We start from the raw sequence: 16,315 nt of genomic DNA on the forward strand, positions 1-16,315 counted from the left end.
AACACAGGATGTGCGCGATTGGCTGCTGGCCGCCGACGCTTGGGGGCGGGTGGTCCGCACCGTGCGGCGTAGCAGCCGCATATGGCTCCAATATGCCCATGCGCTGCGACGCTCTGGCCAGTCTGTCGAGGCGGGGGATGCCTATCGTCGCGTTCTGGCGTTGAAGCCGGGCACCGCGGCCGCCTGGACGGGCCTTGGTATTGCATTCAAGGCGCAAGGACAGCGATCGGCGGCCATCGATGCTTTCGTCCAGGCGTTGCGGATCGACCCTCTATCGAGATCGGCTCGCGAGGAGCTTCTTCGCTATGGCGCGCGCGGAGCCGTGCCGGAAGCCGCCCATGGTCGTGCCGCCATCGCCGATGCGCTGGCTGGTCTGCGCCTGAGCCTGGACCAAGCCAATATCTGGCGGGACGAGGTCGAACAGGCCGGAATCTTTCCCGCGCTCGACTATGATGCCTTTCGCAAGCAGTCTATTATCGGCCCGCCTCCCGGCGAGGGAGCCGGCCTTGATTGCCTGAACATAAGGATCGATGCGCGCGGAGCGGCCCCTGCGCGGCTTCGTGCGACATTGCGCAGCCTGATCGTGCAAAGTCGGTCGAATTGGCGAGCGGAAGTCCTGTCTTCGTCCGATCTGCGGGAATCCCCGATCGGCAGCATGGCGCATGTCGAGCCGCGCATCCATTTCATCGATGCAGCATGGGCCGACGAAAGCGGATATATCCTCCATCTTCAAGCGGGAACGGTGCTAAACCCGCACGCATTGGCCTGGTTCGGCTGGACTGCCGGAGAGACGGGCTGTTCCCTCGCCTATTGCGACCATGACCATATGGCGCAGGACTGGAAATATGGCGCATCCTATAGCGCTCCGGTGCTGCAGCCGGTCTATGATCCTTATTGGTTCGACGATGCGTTGGTGTGCCCCGCCGCCTTCCTGACGTTTGGCGACGTGCCGGGCGGCGGCGATCGCAGGACGGTGCTGCGATCTGCCGCGGCACGCGGCACAGTGGCCCATATTCCGCGTATCCTCGCCTCCAATATGGGCGGCTCGGCGTCTTTCGTCGCTTCCGCCATGCCGGAAGGATTGGGCGCCGCTGCCCGATCGATCGCCGTCGTCATTCCCACGCGCGACAATCCGGCCTTGTTGGAACGTTGCGTAGCCAGTTTGCTGGCCAAGGCGGATAATCCCCAGCAAATCGAGATTTTGATCGTCTCCAATCGGTCGGCTCATGCCGAAACCCATGCGCTGCTTGGGCAGTTGGCGAAGCGGCCGTTGACGCGCATCCTGAATTTCGATGAGCCGTTCAATTGGTCGCGGGCCAATAATGTCGCGGCGCAGGAGACAAATGCGGAGATATTGTTGTTCCTCAATGATGATACCGAAATGTTATCATCCCATTGGGACTCGCTTCTGATCGCAACCTGGGAAAATGACGATAAGGTGGGCGCCGTGGGTGCGCGCTTGCTTTACCCTTCCGGTGGCGTTCAGCATGCCGGTATCATCCTGGGCCTGGATGGAGACGGGCCGCAGCATGAAGCGCGGTGGCAGAATGCCGATGAGTGCGGGCCACATGGGCGTTGGCTTCGGTTGCGCACAACTTCTGCGGTGACCGGCGCCTTTCTCGCCATGCCTCGTCAGCTGTTCGTGCAGGTGGGCGGCTTCAATGAGCTGGATTTCGCCATAGCCTATAATGATATCGACATGTGCCTGCGGCTTCGCGAATTGGGACGGGTCATCCTCTATGATCCCAGACTGATCTTGACTCATTATGAGTCGGTTTCGCGCGGTGCGAACTTGACCTCGCAAATGCTCGAGTGGGATCAGAGCGAACTCCATACGCTGTACATGGGTTGGGGCGACGCCTGCCTGCGCGATCCCGGTTACAACCCGCATTTTGCAACCGGCGGATATCCCTTTGACGGCTATCGCGACCCGCCGCTGGAAGAGATATTGCGTCATGTCCAGCATAGCGCATCCCCGGAACCCTGGCGTGTCGCGCGCCGTTCCTGATAGGGTGGGCATGTCGCTTGTCCTGTCACGCCGCCGACAGGCCTGCGCCGGCGATCGGTATCTTTGGACGTCGCAGAATAACCGCCATTTTCGGAAAGCCGGATGATGTTGTCAAAAAAGCAAATGTTGCCGGGCCTGCCGTTGATCGAATCGCCGCTGTTTCCAAGCTTCGTTGCCGACATGGATCTGAGCGAGTCGGAACGGACCGTCGCGGAAGATCTTTATCGGCGCGGCTACGCGGTGATCGATTTCCCTGATCCGACGATTGCAGAACGCATCGACCGGATAAAGAATCGGCTGGCTCCCATGTTCGCCATCAACATGGACGATCCTGATGCCGTCATGCCGGAGGGAGATTTGCGTATCCAAGACGCATGGCAACAGGATGAAGATGTCCGGGCGATCGCCTGCAACACGCAGATGATCGATCTGCTGAGCAAGCTTTATGGCCGGCCGGCCTTCCCCTTCCAAACGCTGAATTTCCCGGTCGGAACGCAGCAACATATGCATAGCGATTCCATTCATTTTTCCAGCCTGCCGGAACGGTTCATGTGCGGCGTTTGGCTTGCGATGGAAGATATCGGACCGGAATCCGGTCCTTTGATCTATTACCCCGGTAGCCATAAATGGCCGATCGTCTCCAATGAAATGCTGCAAATTTCGAGAGAGAACGAGCCGCGCAATGCGCCGCAGGCGCCATATGAACCGATCTGGCGATCCTTGATCGAGCAAGCGGGCATCGAGGGGGAAACTTTTCATGCGCGCAAGGGGCAGGCGCTGATCTGGCTTGCCAACCTGCTACACGGGGGCAGCACCCGCACGGATTTGCGGAGAACACGCTGGTCCCAGGTCACGCATTACTATTTTGAAGGCTGCACTTACTATACGCCTGCCTATTCCGAACCCGCGCCGGGTCGGATCGATACGCGGCATATCCTGAACATCGCCACTGGCGACATGATGCCCAACATGGTGCTGGGCAAGGTCGTGCCGGAATTGATGCCGCCGGAGCCGATATTGCAGAAAAAGCCGCTTTGGCGTCGACTCCGCCGACGCCTTATTGGCAAGGGACGCCCCCGGAAGACCGGCTAGGCGCGTTGCAAGGCCTGCGCCGTCCGGCCCGCCGATCAGGCTGGCTGATCGGCGGGAATGGGCTCTGCCTGCGATATGCGGCTGATCTTCCCGGACACCAGCTTAAGTCTCCATTCGACCTGATCCTGGTTGCCCAGCAGGATAGCCAAACTATCCGCCTGGACGAAAGCGCGTGCCGGACATTGCACGGTAAGGAGCCCATAGCCGGCAGGGTCCAGTCGGGAAAAGCTCGAGACGATTTTGCAATCGCCGATCGAACGTGATGCGTCGTCCAGCATGGCGATACGAAGGACGTCGCCGGATGCATGATCCGACATGTCGATGCCGTGATGGGTTGCGTTCATCAAGCCCAGCAGGAGGAATTTGCCCGATTGGCCGGGAACCGAAAAAGGTTCGCGCAACAGCATCGGCCTCAAGTCCGCAACCGAACCGTCCCGGTCTTTGCCGGGGCTGACGGGCGGCTGCGTCAGATCGAGGCGGAATGTGGTGCCGAACCAATCCACCGCTTCCTGCACGACCTCCACATCGACGTAGCGCGCCCCGCGCGCGAGCCAGTCCGCATTGACGTAAATGGGGAGATAGAGCTCATCGCCCGGCGGCAGCACGAATGGTATGGGCGTGCGCGGATTTTCATAGTCCAGCATCGCTCCATCTTCGGCAACGATATGGGAGCCGATATTGATCTCCATGCCCTTGCCCGGCAGGCCATTGCTCGACCACAATTTCGAACTCTCGTTACGCAAGGCAATGATGAACTGCAGCCGGCGGCCATCGTCGGACACGATCGGTCCTTCGACATATCGGAAGCTGTGCTTGCGATCAGGCAGGTCCAGCGGCTGACGCATACGGATGTTGCCGATCAGCGCCGGCACCGCATTGGGCGAGAGATTGCGTGGGCGATAACGGCGATACCAGTTGTCGCCCAATATGATGTCCCGCACCTCCTGCGCGGTTCCTTCCCAAGTGGGCCAAGCTGTTCCGTTCTGGGTATAGGCCAGGCGGTCCTGTCCCGCCATCTCCTCGACGACCTGCGCCAGGGCGCCTGCATTGCCCATCTCGAAATATTGGGCGACCGGCGCGCCTTGCCCCACCTCTCGAAAGACCGGGATGTCGCTGAGGATCACCGGGCAACCGAAATGCCCTGCTTCGACCACGGGCAAGCCAAATCCTTCCAGATAGGATGCCATGATCAAGGCGGTGACAGCGCTATAGGCGGCGCGCAACTGCCCGTCGCGGACCTCTTCTCGCAGGAAAAGGCGGCGTTCCGCCTCCGGATGGACCTTGATGCGCTCGTACAGAATCCGGGTGTTCCAGCCCGGCTTGCCGATCAGCAGCAGGTTGACATCGACGCCGCGGGACCACAGTCGTTCAAATGCGTCGAGGACGATACTGTGCCCCTTGCGCGGTTCGATCGTCCCGACCATCATGAAAGTCGGTCGGTCGCCCAGAAAGTCCAGCCATTCCGGATCCGCGGGCGCGGCACTGAAATCGGCGCCCAGACGGATATATCCCACGTTCATCGGTCGCGGCAGCTCGATCGCTTCCAGCAAGGCGTAAACCTCGTCCGCGACGGCCCGCGAAACGCAGATAATTCCGGTGGAGTGGCCCAATATGAATTCGAACCATCGTCTGAAGACAGCCGGCATACTTTCGATCGTCATGCCCGGTTTGGTCAGCGGCCCGATATCGTGAATGCCGTGGACCACGGTTTGGCCCATCGCCATGGCATTCAGCAGGCGCGGCCCCTGAATTTCCGGATATCCCCAGGAACTGTCGATCAGGAAATAGCTGTCGTCGGCCGAGTATGGCAGGCTATCGAGCGGGTTTCGTGTGATCGCTGCATTGCTGAGGTTCTTCATGCGATACCATCCCGATGAATCATCGGCATAGCTGAGAACAGTCTCCGATACTGAAGGCGTATCGCTGTTGACCAACGCTGTCGTGAGACGATGGATGACGCGCTGAATACCGGAAAGCAAAGTGCTTTGCGCCGTCGAGGTCACGTCCATGATCAGTCGAGGTGGCGCCGCGTTCGCGGGGCGAGCTTCTATCGCCGGCGCGCGGGAAGGCGCTGATACCAGCTTTTCTTCCAGCATGGCGCGCAACGCCGATACCGTGATCTCCGCGGATTTTTCCCAGCTGAACTCCTTCGCGCGTTGCTTGCCGAAGGCGACGGCGTCCTGCCGAAAGGGCGTATCCTTCAGAATGTGGCTCAGCAGCTTGGCGAGTTCGTCCGGCGTCTGGCCATCGAACAGCAGATCTTCCCTGGCAACCACTTCGCCGACCGCACCGCCGCGCGCAGCAATGAAGGGGCAGCCGGAGGCCATGGCTTCCAGCGCGGCCAAGCCGAAGCCCTCCATCAGCGAGGGCTGAACGGCTATGCTGGCGTTTCGATACAGTTTGACGAGTTGGGCATCGGATACCCATCCGGTGACGACCAGGCCGTCATCAGGCAGGCCATTGGCCGCCCACAGGTTGCGGAGTGGCGCAAGTTCCGGTTCGCTGTGATCGCCCGCGAGCACGAATTGCATCATGCCGCTTTGAACAGCCGGGATACGGGCCAGCGCTTTGACGAGCATGCCGACATTCTTGCGCCAGTCCAAACCGCCGACGTAGAGAACATAGGCCGTCAGCGCCTTTGGCAGCTTGACGTTCGTCAGGTCGGCCGCGAGCAGGTCCTCGAAATCTGCGGGCAGACCGGCACCGATCGTAACGCAATTATCCTTGTCGAACAGTTCCCGATATTCGTCCTGCGTAAAATCGGAATTGCACAAGACGAAGTCATATTTCGGCAGAGAATAAAATCGGCGATAATAGGCCGGTGCGATATTGGGGTGATGGAAATAGCGTTCCGGGAAACGGTGCGGGATCGCATCATGAAATATACAGGCGGTGGGACATTCGACATCGTCAAGGGTGACGAGGGGGGAGCTGTTGTCCTCAAAACCCTCGAAGGAACTGGGGCATAGCGCCACATCCGGCGCAATGGCGTTGATATGCGCCGCCAAGATGCGGTCATCGGCGATGCGCTGTGGCGTGTAGCCATGCGCAATCTCGCCCGCTGAGGCCGTCCCATACCATGTTTCTATGCGAATGTTCGGCAGCGTGTCGGCCAGATAGGTTCGGGCCGCGACAGCCTGATGCTTCAAATTCGCATTGAACGACACAGTAAGCTGAACGTCGGTCCGCAGGTGCAGCGCACGCAGCAGTTCACTGACATAGCGTCCGATGCCGCGAACATTGCTGGCCGTTTGAAGGCACTGACCGTCTATCCAAATATGCATTTTCTGCTGCTTCCGCAATGTTAACTCAGCATTCGAACGAGGCGTATGCATCGCCTGCATTGCCGCACCTCATTCCCGTCGATTCGCGTGTGGCTCACTTGCTGTTTCTCGCCGTTCCGCCTTTCATGCAGCGCCCCACGATCAGGCGGGCGCCAAAAAGGGGGCGCAGCTATTCAAGGCCACAGGACAGGCTTGTCGGGGCTCGCACGCATTCCCGTTATCCCGTGACATGACTGCCGCCGCCAGGCCAACAGTGGCGACAGTCAGGTTTCAATCTATCCCGTTACTGCGTCCTTCCGCCAAGCCGTGCGATATATAGTGGATCAGCGGGTCGATGCCGGCGCCGGCGACGTCGGGATATAAAGTGAGATAAGCATCGGCATCGAACAGGCCACGACGGCGGAGGCGCCGTCGAATTTTTATCGAGCGCCAGGCGTCCGACATCAAAAACCACCAGCGCGGCCGGTCATGCATGAGGACATAGACGGTACGCAGCCATTCGGCTTCGTGCGCATAGCGCTTCGCTTCCTGATTGGCGTCTTGCAACCGCGTCATCACTTTGATGATCTCGGACTGGGCGCGCGCTTCGGCGGTACGCGCGGCCATGCGATCGGATTCGGCGCGCGACAACAAGTTGCTTTCCGCAGCGGCTGCGCTGGCGGACAATCGCATGACCTGTTCGTCGGCTGCGGATAATTTGGTTTCAAGCTCCGCTATCTTGCCTTCCATGGCTTTCGCGCGCTCCATCCACCATCGCGCACCGGCGGATGGCGCCACCTGCTCGTCCTGCGCCGCGTCGGCCTGTGGCCGTGGCGATTGTTCCGATGATGTCGTTGCCGGTGCTTTCGACCGTGAGGTCGCTGCATCCGCTTCGGGGCGTTTGCGGCCCACCCTTTCCGGCGTACCGGGGATGTCTCGCTTCATCGCTTTGGGAATCGCGTCACCGCGATCGTTCTGCTTCAACTCTGCCTCCCTGCCTCATTCACGCGCTAACCTGATGTCATGGAGATCGGCGCGGCGCAACCGGAGAGGAAAGGCCGACACTTGTACGCGGCAGAAAATCTTTCCTATCGCCTTCATATCGACGTGATCGCGCAGCAGTAGATCGAATGCATATTGTCCGGGCGTCAAAGCCTGCCTATAGCTCGCGGGCCATAGATATTTGTTGGATCCCTATTCGCATGACCGCTACGAAGTTGAAGGCGCATTATGTCGAAAAGATCTGGGGAAGGTCGGATATCGCGAATTTGCCAGCTTCGCTCGAGGGCAGGCACATCGGTGAGATTTGGTACGAGGGGGCAGCCGCAGCGCCTTTGCCGTTGCTCATCAAAACCATATATACGCGCGAGAAATTGTCTATCCAGGTTCATCCGGACGACGCATATGGGCGTAGCCATGGCGTCGCGGGCGGCAAGGAAGAATGCTGGTACATATTGGACGTCGAGCCAGGCGCGACCTTGGGTATCGGCACGATCGTCCCGATGGATGCCGAGGCGCTGCGCCACAGCGCGCTGAACGGCGAGTTGGAGCAGATGATGGATTGGAAGCCGGTGGCGCCGGGCGACTTCTACTTCATTCCTGCCGGGACCGTACACGCCATCGGGGCCGGAATTTCGCTGGTCGAGGTGCAGCAAAACGTCGATATCACCTATCGCCTCTACGATTATGGACGTCCACGGGAATTGCATCTGGACGATGGGGTGGCCGTCAGCAAGGCGGCCCCTTATTTGCGCGAACCCGTGCGCCATCCGATCGGCGAGACGGCTGCCTTGCTCGATGAAGGGCCGTTCAAGGTTCATTTGCGCCATATGGCAGCGCGCGACACGCTCGACCTTGACGGTCCGCAATATTGGGTGATGGCGTTGCGCGGGAAAGGCCATTTCGGCGAGCTCCCATGGGAAGGGGGGGATTGTTGGCTGGTAGAGGGCGGTGCATCCATCTCCGCCGACATCGCTTCGGATATTATCATCGCTCATTGTTGATCGATTGCAGCTCCAGGCATCGCCAAAGCCGCGGCGGGAGCCATTTTGCCATGCGCGTGCAGGCATGTTAGTGGGGCCGATATGACAAAAGTAAAATTCGTGCAGACTTCAGATCATCTCTTTTACAAGAGAATGATGGATGCGACCTCGAAGACTGTAATAGCGTATTGCCGCAGTAACAATTTCGAATATGAAAGTTATACTGGCATTAAATTTGGTGATATGCCGTGGCATGCGGCCTATAATAGGATCGCGCAACTCAAGGAAATTCTTTCCAGAGGCTATGATGGATGGGTTTTCTACCTTGATGCCGATGCCTATATAGCCGATCTTGGCTTTGATCTGCGTAATTTCCTTGCAGACAAAGCGCATTTTGCCGGGATTTTTGCGGGTTATCACTCTCCAGATGTGAGCTATACGATAAATTCCGGCGGATTTGCGCTGAATTTTGCTCATCCAATAGCCCGTCAACTGGTTACGGACTATTTTCTATCTCTTGAACGTATCGGAAAAGAAGAGTTCAGTCGATCTTTGATATGGGGTGAGGATATCCCGGAAGATCAGTTGATGCTTCACCTGATTCTCAAGGATTATGTCGAGGAGCGTCACCTGGAACCTCATTTCATGTTCCAGCTTCCGGATCAAAGTCATGTCAACAATGGCCCATTCATAAAGCAAATCCTGCGATCGCATATCGGAGATTTTGAATCCCGATGCGCATATATCGAGGATGAAGTGGAAAAGGTGCTGTCGGGTGTCGGGTATCCGGCGCTGTCAGCGCCCGGAATCTATATTCCCGCAAAGCATGAAGTCATTCGATCGCAAATAGCCAGGAAAACAGACTGCGGCCTCTCCGTGGATGGGCAGGTCGGCACTTTGTGTTTTGGTCCCTATATTGCTTTGGCGCCGGGGACATATTTGGCGCGTGCATTCGGTCGGGTCAGGTCACTGCCGCGAGGCGGGCGTTTGCATATTCAGGGCGATGTCGTTTGCGACCACGGGCGGAATGTCCTCGCCGAAGGAGAAAATAGACTGGAGCAGGAAGGTTACGGCATATTGATGTCTTTGCCTTTTCAACTCAGTGAGCGGGCGGACGCGCTGGAATTCCGATTGAACATGCTCGACCCCGCCGGTTTGGATCTTCATGCGCTGCAGTTCCTGCCCGTGCGGGAGTAGGCATTTTTCGCGAAGCAGGCGTGCATCAGAGATTCTCGGGCGAGCGAGAATCTGATCCATTGCAGGATGCGACCATCATCGCGTGACGCGGAAGGTCTAGGCGAGTGGTAAGATTGCCAGAGCATCGCGCGCTGGCGCTGGCATTTCTTGCGCCAAGGCCTGCCATCCTGACGGATCGAACTTGACGCAAAGAGTGCCGGGCCTGAAGTCGGGCGATCGACTGGCGTCTAGGCCCGGGCGGGATGCCTGGGCGCACGCGGGGGCGTGTTGCGGCCGACATTCCGTCCGAAGCCATCACCGTATAAGGTCGATCATCCTCATGTTGACAGGCACTTGAGGCGAAGAGGGCGGCTGCGGCCGTGCAGTCGCCTGTGGCGTAAAGGTTTGATCGGCGCTTGCCCATCCGATCGGCAATGTACATAAAGGAAGAATGCTACATTCAAAGAGGCCATGCGCGTCTTGGGATTTTGGAGAGTATATGCCACAAAAAGAAAAAAAAGAATATATCTCAAACGATATAGTGGATTATGTCACATACTTATCAGGTAATGATACCGTTATTGTGTGGTTTGGTGGGATAAATGAACCATTCATGAGCGAGAATTTTGCCAATTCTCAGGATAAAGATATTGTTTTGTTGAGAGACTGCGGGAATGACTGGTATTCTACCGGCGTCCTGCCAGAGCATTCGTCGATCGAGGAGGGCGTGGAATTTCTCGATACTATTCTGGCCAATTATAAAAAGAAGATATTTTGCGGACAGAGTAGTGGGGGATATGCCGCTTTGCTGTACTCATGGCATTGTGATGCTGATTTATGTATTCCGTTCGCGCCGCAAACGAGCAATATGTTCAGCGGGCAGTGTACGATGATTCCCCATGTCCCAATAGTCGATGTGGCAAAACTTCATTTGGATACGCCACGTCCCCATATTGTCATAAATGTGTCACGATCTGAGGCGGAGCATGAGGACGAGTTCTTTTGGGACGACTGGCGCCACATTAGGCGACTGGCGGCTAGTCCCTATGTGACGATCATTGACCATCCCTACCATGCCCATGCAGTGACCGTGCGTCTGCACCAGGATAGCCGATTATATCTGCTCGTCCGGAACCTCATCAATATCTACGCCTGATGGCTGCAGAGACGGGGCCGGCCGCGGCGTCGGCCTCCCATGGCGCGATCGCAGGCTGTCATCATCAGGTCGCCGACGCGCATGACCCGCATCGACGTCCGGCCATCGGCAGTATGGCGCAGGCTCGGCGCTTGCGGATCACGAGAGACTGCCGAAGACGGGAAGGGTTTCTCGCGAGTAGGTTGGGGATAATATTCTCTTCTCCGGAAGATCGCGCTTTTGTGGCGTTGTGCTGCAATAGATGCGGTCTTACGGAAGACTGGCGTGAGGAAGCCGCCAAGCTGGAGCGACCTGACAGAATGTCGGGTTCGGGCGCTGGCTATTCGCTTGGTTCAATTCAAGATCGACAGGAGCGGCTCGCGTCGAAGGGCGCGCGCCCTCCTTTCGGTGTCTGCTTGAACGGGTGCCGGCCAAACTCGTCCGACTTTCCTCATCGAATGGAGGGCATGACGTGATCGAAGAAGCTCGGGGCGACAGCCACCGTCGAATGAAAGCCTTGATTGTAAAAATCTCGGCGCCGGTTTTGGTCGCCGCCAAAAGGGGCGGACTGGCTGCTCAAATGCCAGTTGAGGTTGCGCCAGGCAAAAAAGATAGAAGGCAATTTAGTGCCCTGGAGGCGGTGGGGCGGCTTCTGTGCGGACTATCCGCCCTGCTCGAACGAGAGATGCTGGACGGGACCGTCGGGGCGATAGATATCTCGGATGTCCACAACCTGATTGGAGCCAGCGTCGACCCCGATGGCCCGCATAAACTGAACTTTTCAGACGGATTGCAGCCATTGGTTGATGCTGCATTTCTTGCTCAGGCCGTGCTGCGGGCGCCCCATGCGCTGTGGACAAGCCTGTCGCCGGATATCCAGCGCAATCTGGTGGACGCATTGCATCAGGCGAGAAAGATTGAACCCTATTACAATAACTGGCTTTTGTTTTCCGCGACAATCGAGGCCATGCTGGCGAAAATCGGCGAACCCTGGGATCCGGTTCGCATCGACTATGCGCTGCGTCAACATGAGCTTTGGTATGCCGGAGATGGAATTTACAAGGATGGCCCCCATCTGCGGTGGGACTATTATAATGGATATGTCATTCAGCCCATGCTGAGCGATATTCTTTCAGCCGTCGGTGCTGTCAATCCGCATTGGCAGTCGATGCGCGTCGCGCATTCCAGCCGCATGGCGCGATATGCCGTGATTTTGGAACGACTGATAGGGCCTGATGGGTCCTTCCCGCCCATTGGGCGATCGCTTGCCTATCGTTGCGCTGCCTTCCAGCCGCTGGCGCAACTGGCGCTGCACGGCGAGTTGCCGGCTGCATTGCCGCCGGCGCAGGTTCGTTGTGCGCTTGAAGCGGTTATTCGACGGACCCTCGATGCGCCGGAAAACTTTGATCAAGAAGGCTGGCTGCGGTTGGGCCTTAATGGATCGCAACCCAACATGGCGGAAGGCTATATCTCGACCGGAAGCCTGTATCTATGCTCAACAGCCTTCCTGCCTCTTGGTTTGCCCAGCGAAGCGCCTTTTTGGAGCGATGCTGCCATGCCGTGGAGCCAGCGCAGCTTATGGGCGCACGGACAGGGCGTGGCTATCGACAAAGCGATGGACATGTGAGGTTGGCCCGCGAGTGGGGCGGACATGGCGCGACCCGGTGGGATAGTTTATGGCGCGCGGGATGGGCGCGATGGTGGACATGGCCAGGCATCTTTGGCTGATGATGAGGCCATTGGGAGAAAGGCGCGTCTTTCGACGGGAGGTTATTTAGTCATTGGCTTCTTTACGGAGGCATCCTGATCTGCGCGCCGCCGCTTCTGCTGTCCGATAACATCATCGATCTGACGCAAGGTTTTCGCCACGGCATCCGCCACTTCGGTTTTGACGTCGGTTGATGTGCGCGGCAGGCTGGGTGCGGCCTTCTGGGTTGGCTGAGCCTGCGTCCTGGTTCGCGACTTCACCTCTATGCGATCCAGGCGTAATCGGATCTCGATCATCGTCTGTTCCAGCGCGCCGATCCGCTTCGAGGCTTGGCCTATCGACTTTCCGGTTGCGGCGATGGAGCTGGATATATCCGCGATGCCGGCGTCGGCATAAGCTTTGGCTTCCAGGCCAGCCATTTGGGCCTTCGCCTCCGCGTCATGCGCGGCGTGACTCCGGGCGTTCATCGCGGCCAGTTGCGAATGGACTTCAAAACCGTAAGCCATGGCTTGCGTCATATCCCGCTGCGCCTGCGCGACGGTTTCCCGGCCGGCAGTCTCGGTTTCCCGGGCTGCCGCCTGACTATTTGCCTCGATCCGCTGTGAAAGATGCGTCAGTTCGGCCAGCTTGCCTTCCAGCCTGCGCACAGCTTCCTCGAGCGCGCGGTGATTGCGGGCATCGGCCTGTTCCGCAAATCCCTGCAGAGCTTGATCAATGCGTGCATCGACGCGGTCGGCGAACGCGTTCTTCAGCCATGAAAAGAGACCGCCGCCCTCGCTCATATATTGCTCCAAACGCGCGGATCGGCCTTGAAGATGACGAGGTCGCGAATTTCGACCAGAACATCCTGCTCCACATGAACGCGCACTTCGGTCTGCCGGGTCTGCTCCGTGACGGTGAAGGGCATGTAGATGAACGAAGCGAGATCGTCGAACAGATCCTGTTGTGCGATGGCCCTTTCCGCGAGCAGAGGCTGTCCATCCTCATTGACATCGATAATGACGTTATTCATCTGGGCTGGACCCATCCGGCGAATGTAGAATCCAGCGACATACCTGCCGGGCTCAAGCGAGATATAAGGCCCGTAGCAAACTATTCCTGCTTCTCCGGTCGAAATGCGGAAGCCATCGTCAGAAATCCCGCCCACAACCGTCGGCAGTTGGCGTGCATTGGTTCGGAGGTAAGAGTTCACTGGCTATCCCCGTTAAGTAATAGACGTGGTCGGTAGCAGACCAATGGGGCGAGCGGCAAGTGCGTATTGGTCGCCGGCACCGCTGTCGGGCCCGGTTGTTTCCGCCGTCTGCGCGTTCCGTTTGCCGCGTTTTTCAAGGCTGGACTGCGCCTCCATGGCGCGCAATCGCCGAAGGGCGATTGCGATGTGCGGCGCCACTCCTCGTGTGAACCATCGGGCAGGGGCGCGTGCTGGCCACAATGTCGTTGGAGCGGCGAATTGGGCTTGATATTCGCCGTTTAATTGGTCCATCCTGCGATGATTGGATCGTCCAGCCGGGTGTTTTGAAAGGGTCATATGGGTGTAAGGTGACCGCAAATTTGGACGGGCGTCAGTATAAAAAGCCCATATGGAGCGGAATCTCCATCGCCTAAACTTCTTATTTTACGGCTTGTCGATTTGATAAGTCATACTAGAAACATGACATTCGGTAGGGTGGCTAGCCGCTGTGATGATCGTCTGCCATTGGGTTTTGCGAGGAAATCTGGCATGTCGAAAGAGTGAGCGGAGGTGGGACGGTCCGAAAAGTTTCCGTGATACAGCTTCTTTTATGTCTTCATGACGCTCCATCATTCCAGGCGTATTGGCACGCATAGGGAGAGACTTTTTGGTTGAAAAACTTCGCCTTGAAACCGGCAGGAAGCCAGTTGTGGGACTGGCTGGCTTTTTTGGTTATGGCAATTATGGCGACGAATTGTTCGTCAGTGTTTACAAGCAATTTCTGCAAGACGACTTTGACTTGCGTTTTCTTGCCGACAAGCTGGAGCAGCCCTATTATTCCAGGCCTCCGCAGGATGTGGTGGCGGAAGTGGATGCTATCGTCATCGGGGGCGGGGACATTATTCAGCCCTGGAATCTCGACGCGCGCTATTTCAGCAAGGAGTTTTTGAAAAAGCCGGTGTTCGTGGTTGGCGTAGGCGTTCCCATTCGGGCAAACACGAATAAGGGGAATGCCGAAAAGGACTGGATAGTTCAGAAGTACAAGAATTTTCTGCAACATCCCTCGGTCAAGATGATTCATGCCCGTGACGAGCAGTCGTGCAAATGGATCATGAGCAAAGCCGAGCCGGCCGTCGAAGTCATTGAATCTCCGGACTTGGTATGCTCTTTGAATCTGCCTCCCGTCGCGAAATCGGCGGACCAGAAAATCCTGGGCATCGTAACCCGCCAGCGACCTGATCTGGAAGATGACTATTCGCAGATTAACGCTCTTGCCGATCAGCAGCGCGCCAGAGGGTGGCGTGTCCGTCATATCATCCTGGGAACAGGCATTGTTGGCGTCCGCGACAGGGCGGATGCGGACGATATCCGCGGCGACAAGGAGCTGATCTACACCGAGTCATTGACCGAACTGACCGAAGCAATCGGCGGCTGTACGGCGTTGGTCAGCATGAAGTTCCACGGCACCGTTGTGGCAACGATGTACGGCGTTCCTTCGATCGTCTTGATCCCCACCAACAAGAACCGCAATTTTATGAAGAGGATCGGTCGCGACGACCTGCTGTCCAAGTTTGACGATCCTACCCTGTGTAGCCGTTTCGATCCCGAACCGGCGCCGCACGATCCCGTTGCGCTGGAAATGCTGAGAAGCCGGGCAACCGATGTCATGGTTAGTTTGCGACAGGGCTTGCATCGCGCGATCGGTTACTAAGGTCGCACGATATTGTTAATTGGGATGGGCGTGCGCGTTGAACGCGCACGCCTTTCAATCGGCGCGCTAAGGAGGCTGGTTTGATCGCTGGGCTGCGCTACGCCTCGACCGGATCATGATGACGACGGAAGCGGACGAAATTCGCGCCTTGGCTCGATCGGCCAGATTGACTCGCGTCGGCGTTTCCAGGCTGGCCGCAGATCGGCCCGGGCAACCCATCGTCATTTGCATTGTCCGCAACGAACTTCGACGACTCCCCTATTTTCTGGCCCATTATCGGCGGCTGGGCGCGGCACATTTCCTGTTCGTCGATAACGGATCGACCGATGGCTCGCGTGAATTCCTGGCGAGCCAGGCCGATGTCGATCTGTTCGAGATGCTGGATCCTTTCAGTGCTAAGGCGAAGCACGGGTGGATCATGCGCCTCGTGGAAGAATATGGCGACCGCTGGTACATGCTCGCGGATGCGGACGAGCATGCCGTCTTTCACGGGACAAAGAATCTGCAATCACTGGCTGCCGCTGCGGAACGATCGGGCCTGCGGCGGGTGCGGGGATTTTTGCTGGACATGTATAGCGACAAGCCATTGGCGATCGACCATCGTCGGTCCGACCAATCCTTTTTGCAGGCCTATCCCTTTTTCGATCCGGAAGGGTATCGCGATAACCGGCTGGAACTGCTGACCAGCCGAATGGGCGGTCCCAGGCAGCGGACCTTGTCGCGCATCAAGCCTGATTTCATGCCGGAAATGACGAAATATCCGCTGTTTCGCTTGACGGCAGATGAAACTCTTGTCAGCCCGCATTATGTCGATCCGCCGCTTCTGGGGGACGACCCATGCTGGATCGCGCTGTTGCATTTCAAGTTCGATGGCGATGCGCTTGCGCATATTTCGGATGCGATTGCGCGAGGGCAATATTGGCAAGGCAGTTACGAATATCGCGTCTATGATGAGGCGATTAGACGTTTCTCAGGATTCAGCTTCATGTATCCTGATAGTCGGCGTTACAGGGGGACGGCGGATTTGGTCGACCTTGGTCTGATCGAAGCGGTTCCGGTATAGCCTGGA

Annotated in this window: 12 protein-coding genes; 8 read left to right on the forward strand and 4 right to left on the reverse strand. The window is 57.7% G+C overall.

What is annotated here, in order from left to right:
• Nucleotides 1–10: 10 nt before the first annotated feature.
• Complete coding sequence (locus tag K9B33_RS14420) at nt 11–2,008, forward strand: glycosyltransferase (protein WP_224549730.1); 1,998 nt, start codon at nt 11–13, stop codon at nt 2,006–2,008.
• 102 nt (nt 2,009–2,110) lie between these two features.
• A complete protein-coding gene (locus K9B33_RS14425; RefSeq protein ID WP_224549732.1) occupies nt 2,111–3,100 on the forward strand; it encodes a phytanoyl-CoA dioxygenase family protein in 990 nt (329 codons plus the stop codon).
• 35 nt (nt 3,101–3,135) lie between these two features.
• On the opposite strand, the gene K9B33_RS14430 is transcribed toward K9B33_RS14425, so the two are convergent.
• Nucleotides 3,136–6,384 (reverse strand): glycosyltransferase family 4 protein, encoded by a 3,249-nt coding sequence (locus K9B33_RS14430; protein ID WP_224549734.1) that lies wholly within the window; start codon nt 6,382–6,384, stop codon nt 3,136–3,138.
• Between the two features lie 270 nt (nt 6,385–6,654).
• Nucleotides 6,655–7,347, reverse strand: a complete 693-nt coding sequence (locus tag K9B33_RS14435) for a hypothetical protein (protein ID WP_224549735.1) — start codon at nt 7,345–7,347, stop codon at nt 6,655–6,657.
• Nucleotides 7,348–7,493: 146 nt separating this feature from the next.
• Between K9B33_RS14435 and K9B33_RS14440 the strand changes: the two genes are divergently transcribed.
• The 4 genes from K9B33_RS14440 to K9B33_RS14455 all read left to right on the forward strand — a co-directional run bounded on the left by K9B33_RS14440 (nt 7,494) and on the right by K9B33_RS14455 (nt 12,283).
• Nucleotides 7,494–8,366 carry a class I mannose-6-phosphate isomerase gene (locus K9B33_RS14440; protein WP_411974026.1) on the forward strand — a complete coding sequence of 291 codons (873 nt, stop codon included), beginning with the start codon at nt 7,494–7,496 and terminating at the stop codon, nt 8,364–8,366.
• An 81-nt stretch (nt 8,367–8,447) separates the two neighbouring features.
• Entirely contained in the window at nt 8,448–9,542 is a 1,095-nt protein-coding gene (locus tag K9B33_RS14445) for a hypothetical protein (RefSeq protein ID WP_224549737.1), read from the forward strand.
• A gap of 478 nt (nt 9,543–10,020) precedes the next feature.
• Entirely contained in the window at nt 10,021–10,677 is a 657-nt protein-coding gene (locus tag K9B33_RS14450) for a hypothetical protein (protein WP_224549739.1), read from the forward strand.
• Between the two features lie 451 nt (nt 10,678–11,128).
• Nucleotides 11,129–12,283, forward strand: a complete 1,155-nt coding sequence (locus tag K9B33_RS14455) for a DUF2264 domain-containing protein (RefSeq protein ID WP_224549740.1) — start codon at nt 11,129–11,131, stop codon at nt 12,281–12,283.
• A 143-nt stretch (nt 12,284–12,426) separates the two neighbouring features.
• Here the strand turns inward: K9B33_RS14455 and K9B33_RS14460 are convergent, their stop codons facing one another.
• Nucleotides 12,427–13,146 carry a hypothetical protein gene (locus K9B33_RS14460; RefSeq protein WP_224549741.1) on the reverse strand — a complete coding sequence of 240 codons (720 nt, stop codon included), beginning with the start codon at nt 13,144–13,146 and terminating at the stop codon, nt 12,427–12,429.
• Entirely contained in the window at nt 13,143–13,556 is a 414-nt protein-coding gene (locus K9B33_RS14465) for a hypothetical protein (RefSeq protein ID WP_224549742.1), read from the reverse strand. Before K9B33_RS14465 ends, K9B33_RS14460 begins: the two co-directional genes overlap by 4 nt.
• A gap of 646 nt (nt 13,557–14,202) precedes the next feature.
• On the opposite strand from K9B33_RS14465, the gene K9B33_RS14470 reads away from it, so the two are divergent.
• Together K9B33_RS14470 and K9B33_RS14475 are read left to right on the forward strand one after the other, a co-directional pair.
• Complete coding sequence (locus K9B33_RS14470) at nt 14,203–15,246, forward strand: polysaccharide pyruvyl transferase family protein (protein WP_224549743.1); 1,044 nt, start codon at nt 14,203–14,205, stop codon at nt 15,244–15,246.
• A 118-nt stretch (nt 15,247–15,364) separates the two neighbouring features.
• Entirely contained in the window at nt 15,365–16,309 is a 945-nt protein-coding gene (locus K9B33_RS14475; protein WP_224549765.1) for a glycosyltransferase family 2 protein, read from the forward strand.
• Nucleotides 16,310–16,315 lie beyond the last annotated feature (6 nt).

It is taken from the genome of Sphingobium sp. 3R8 (genome assembly GCF_020166615.1).
Taxonomy (GTDB): domain Bacteria; phylum Pseudomonadota; class Alphaproteobacteria; order Sphingomonadales; family Sphingomonadaceae; genus Sphingobium; species Sphingobium bisphenolicum.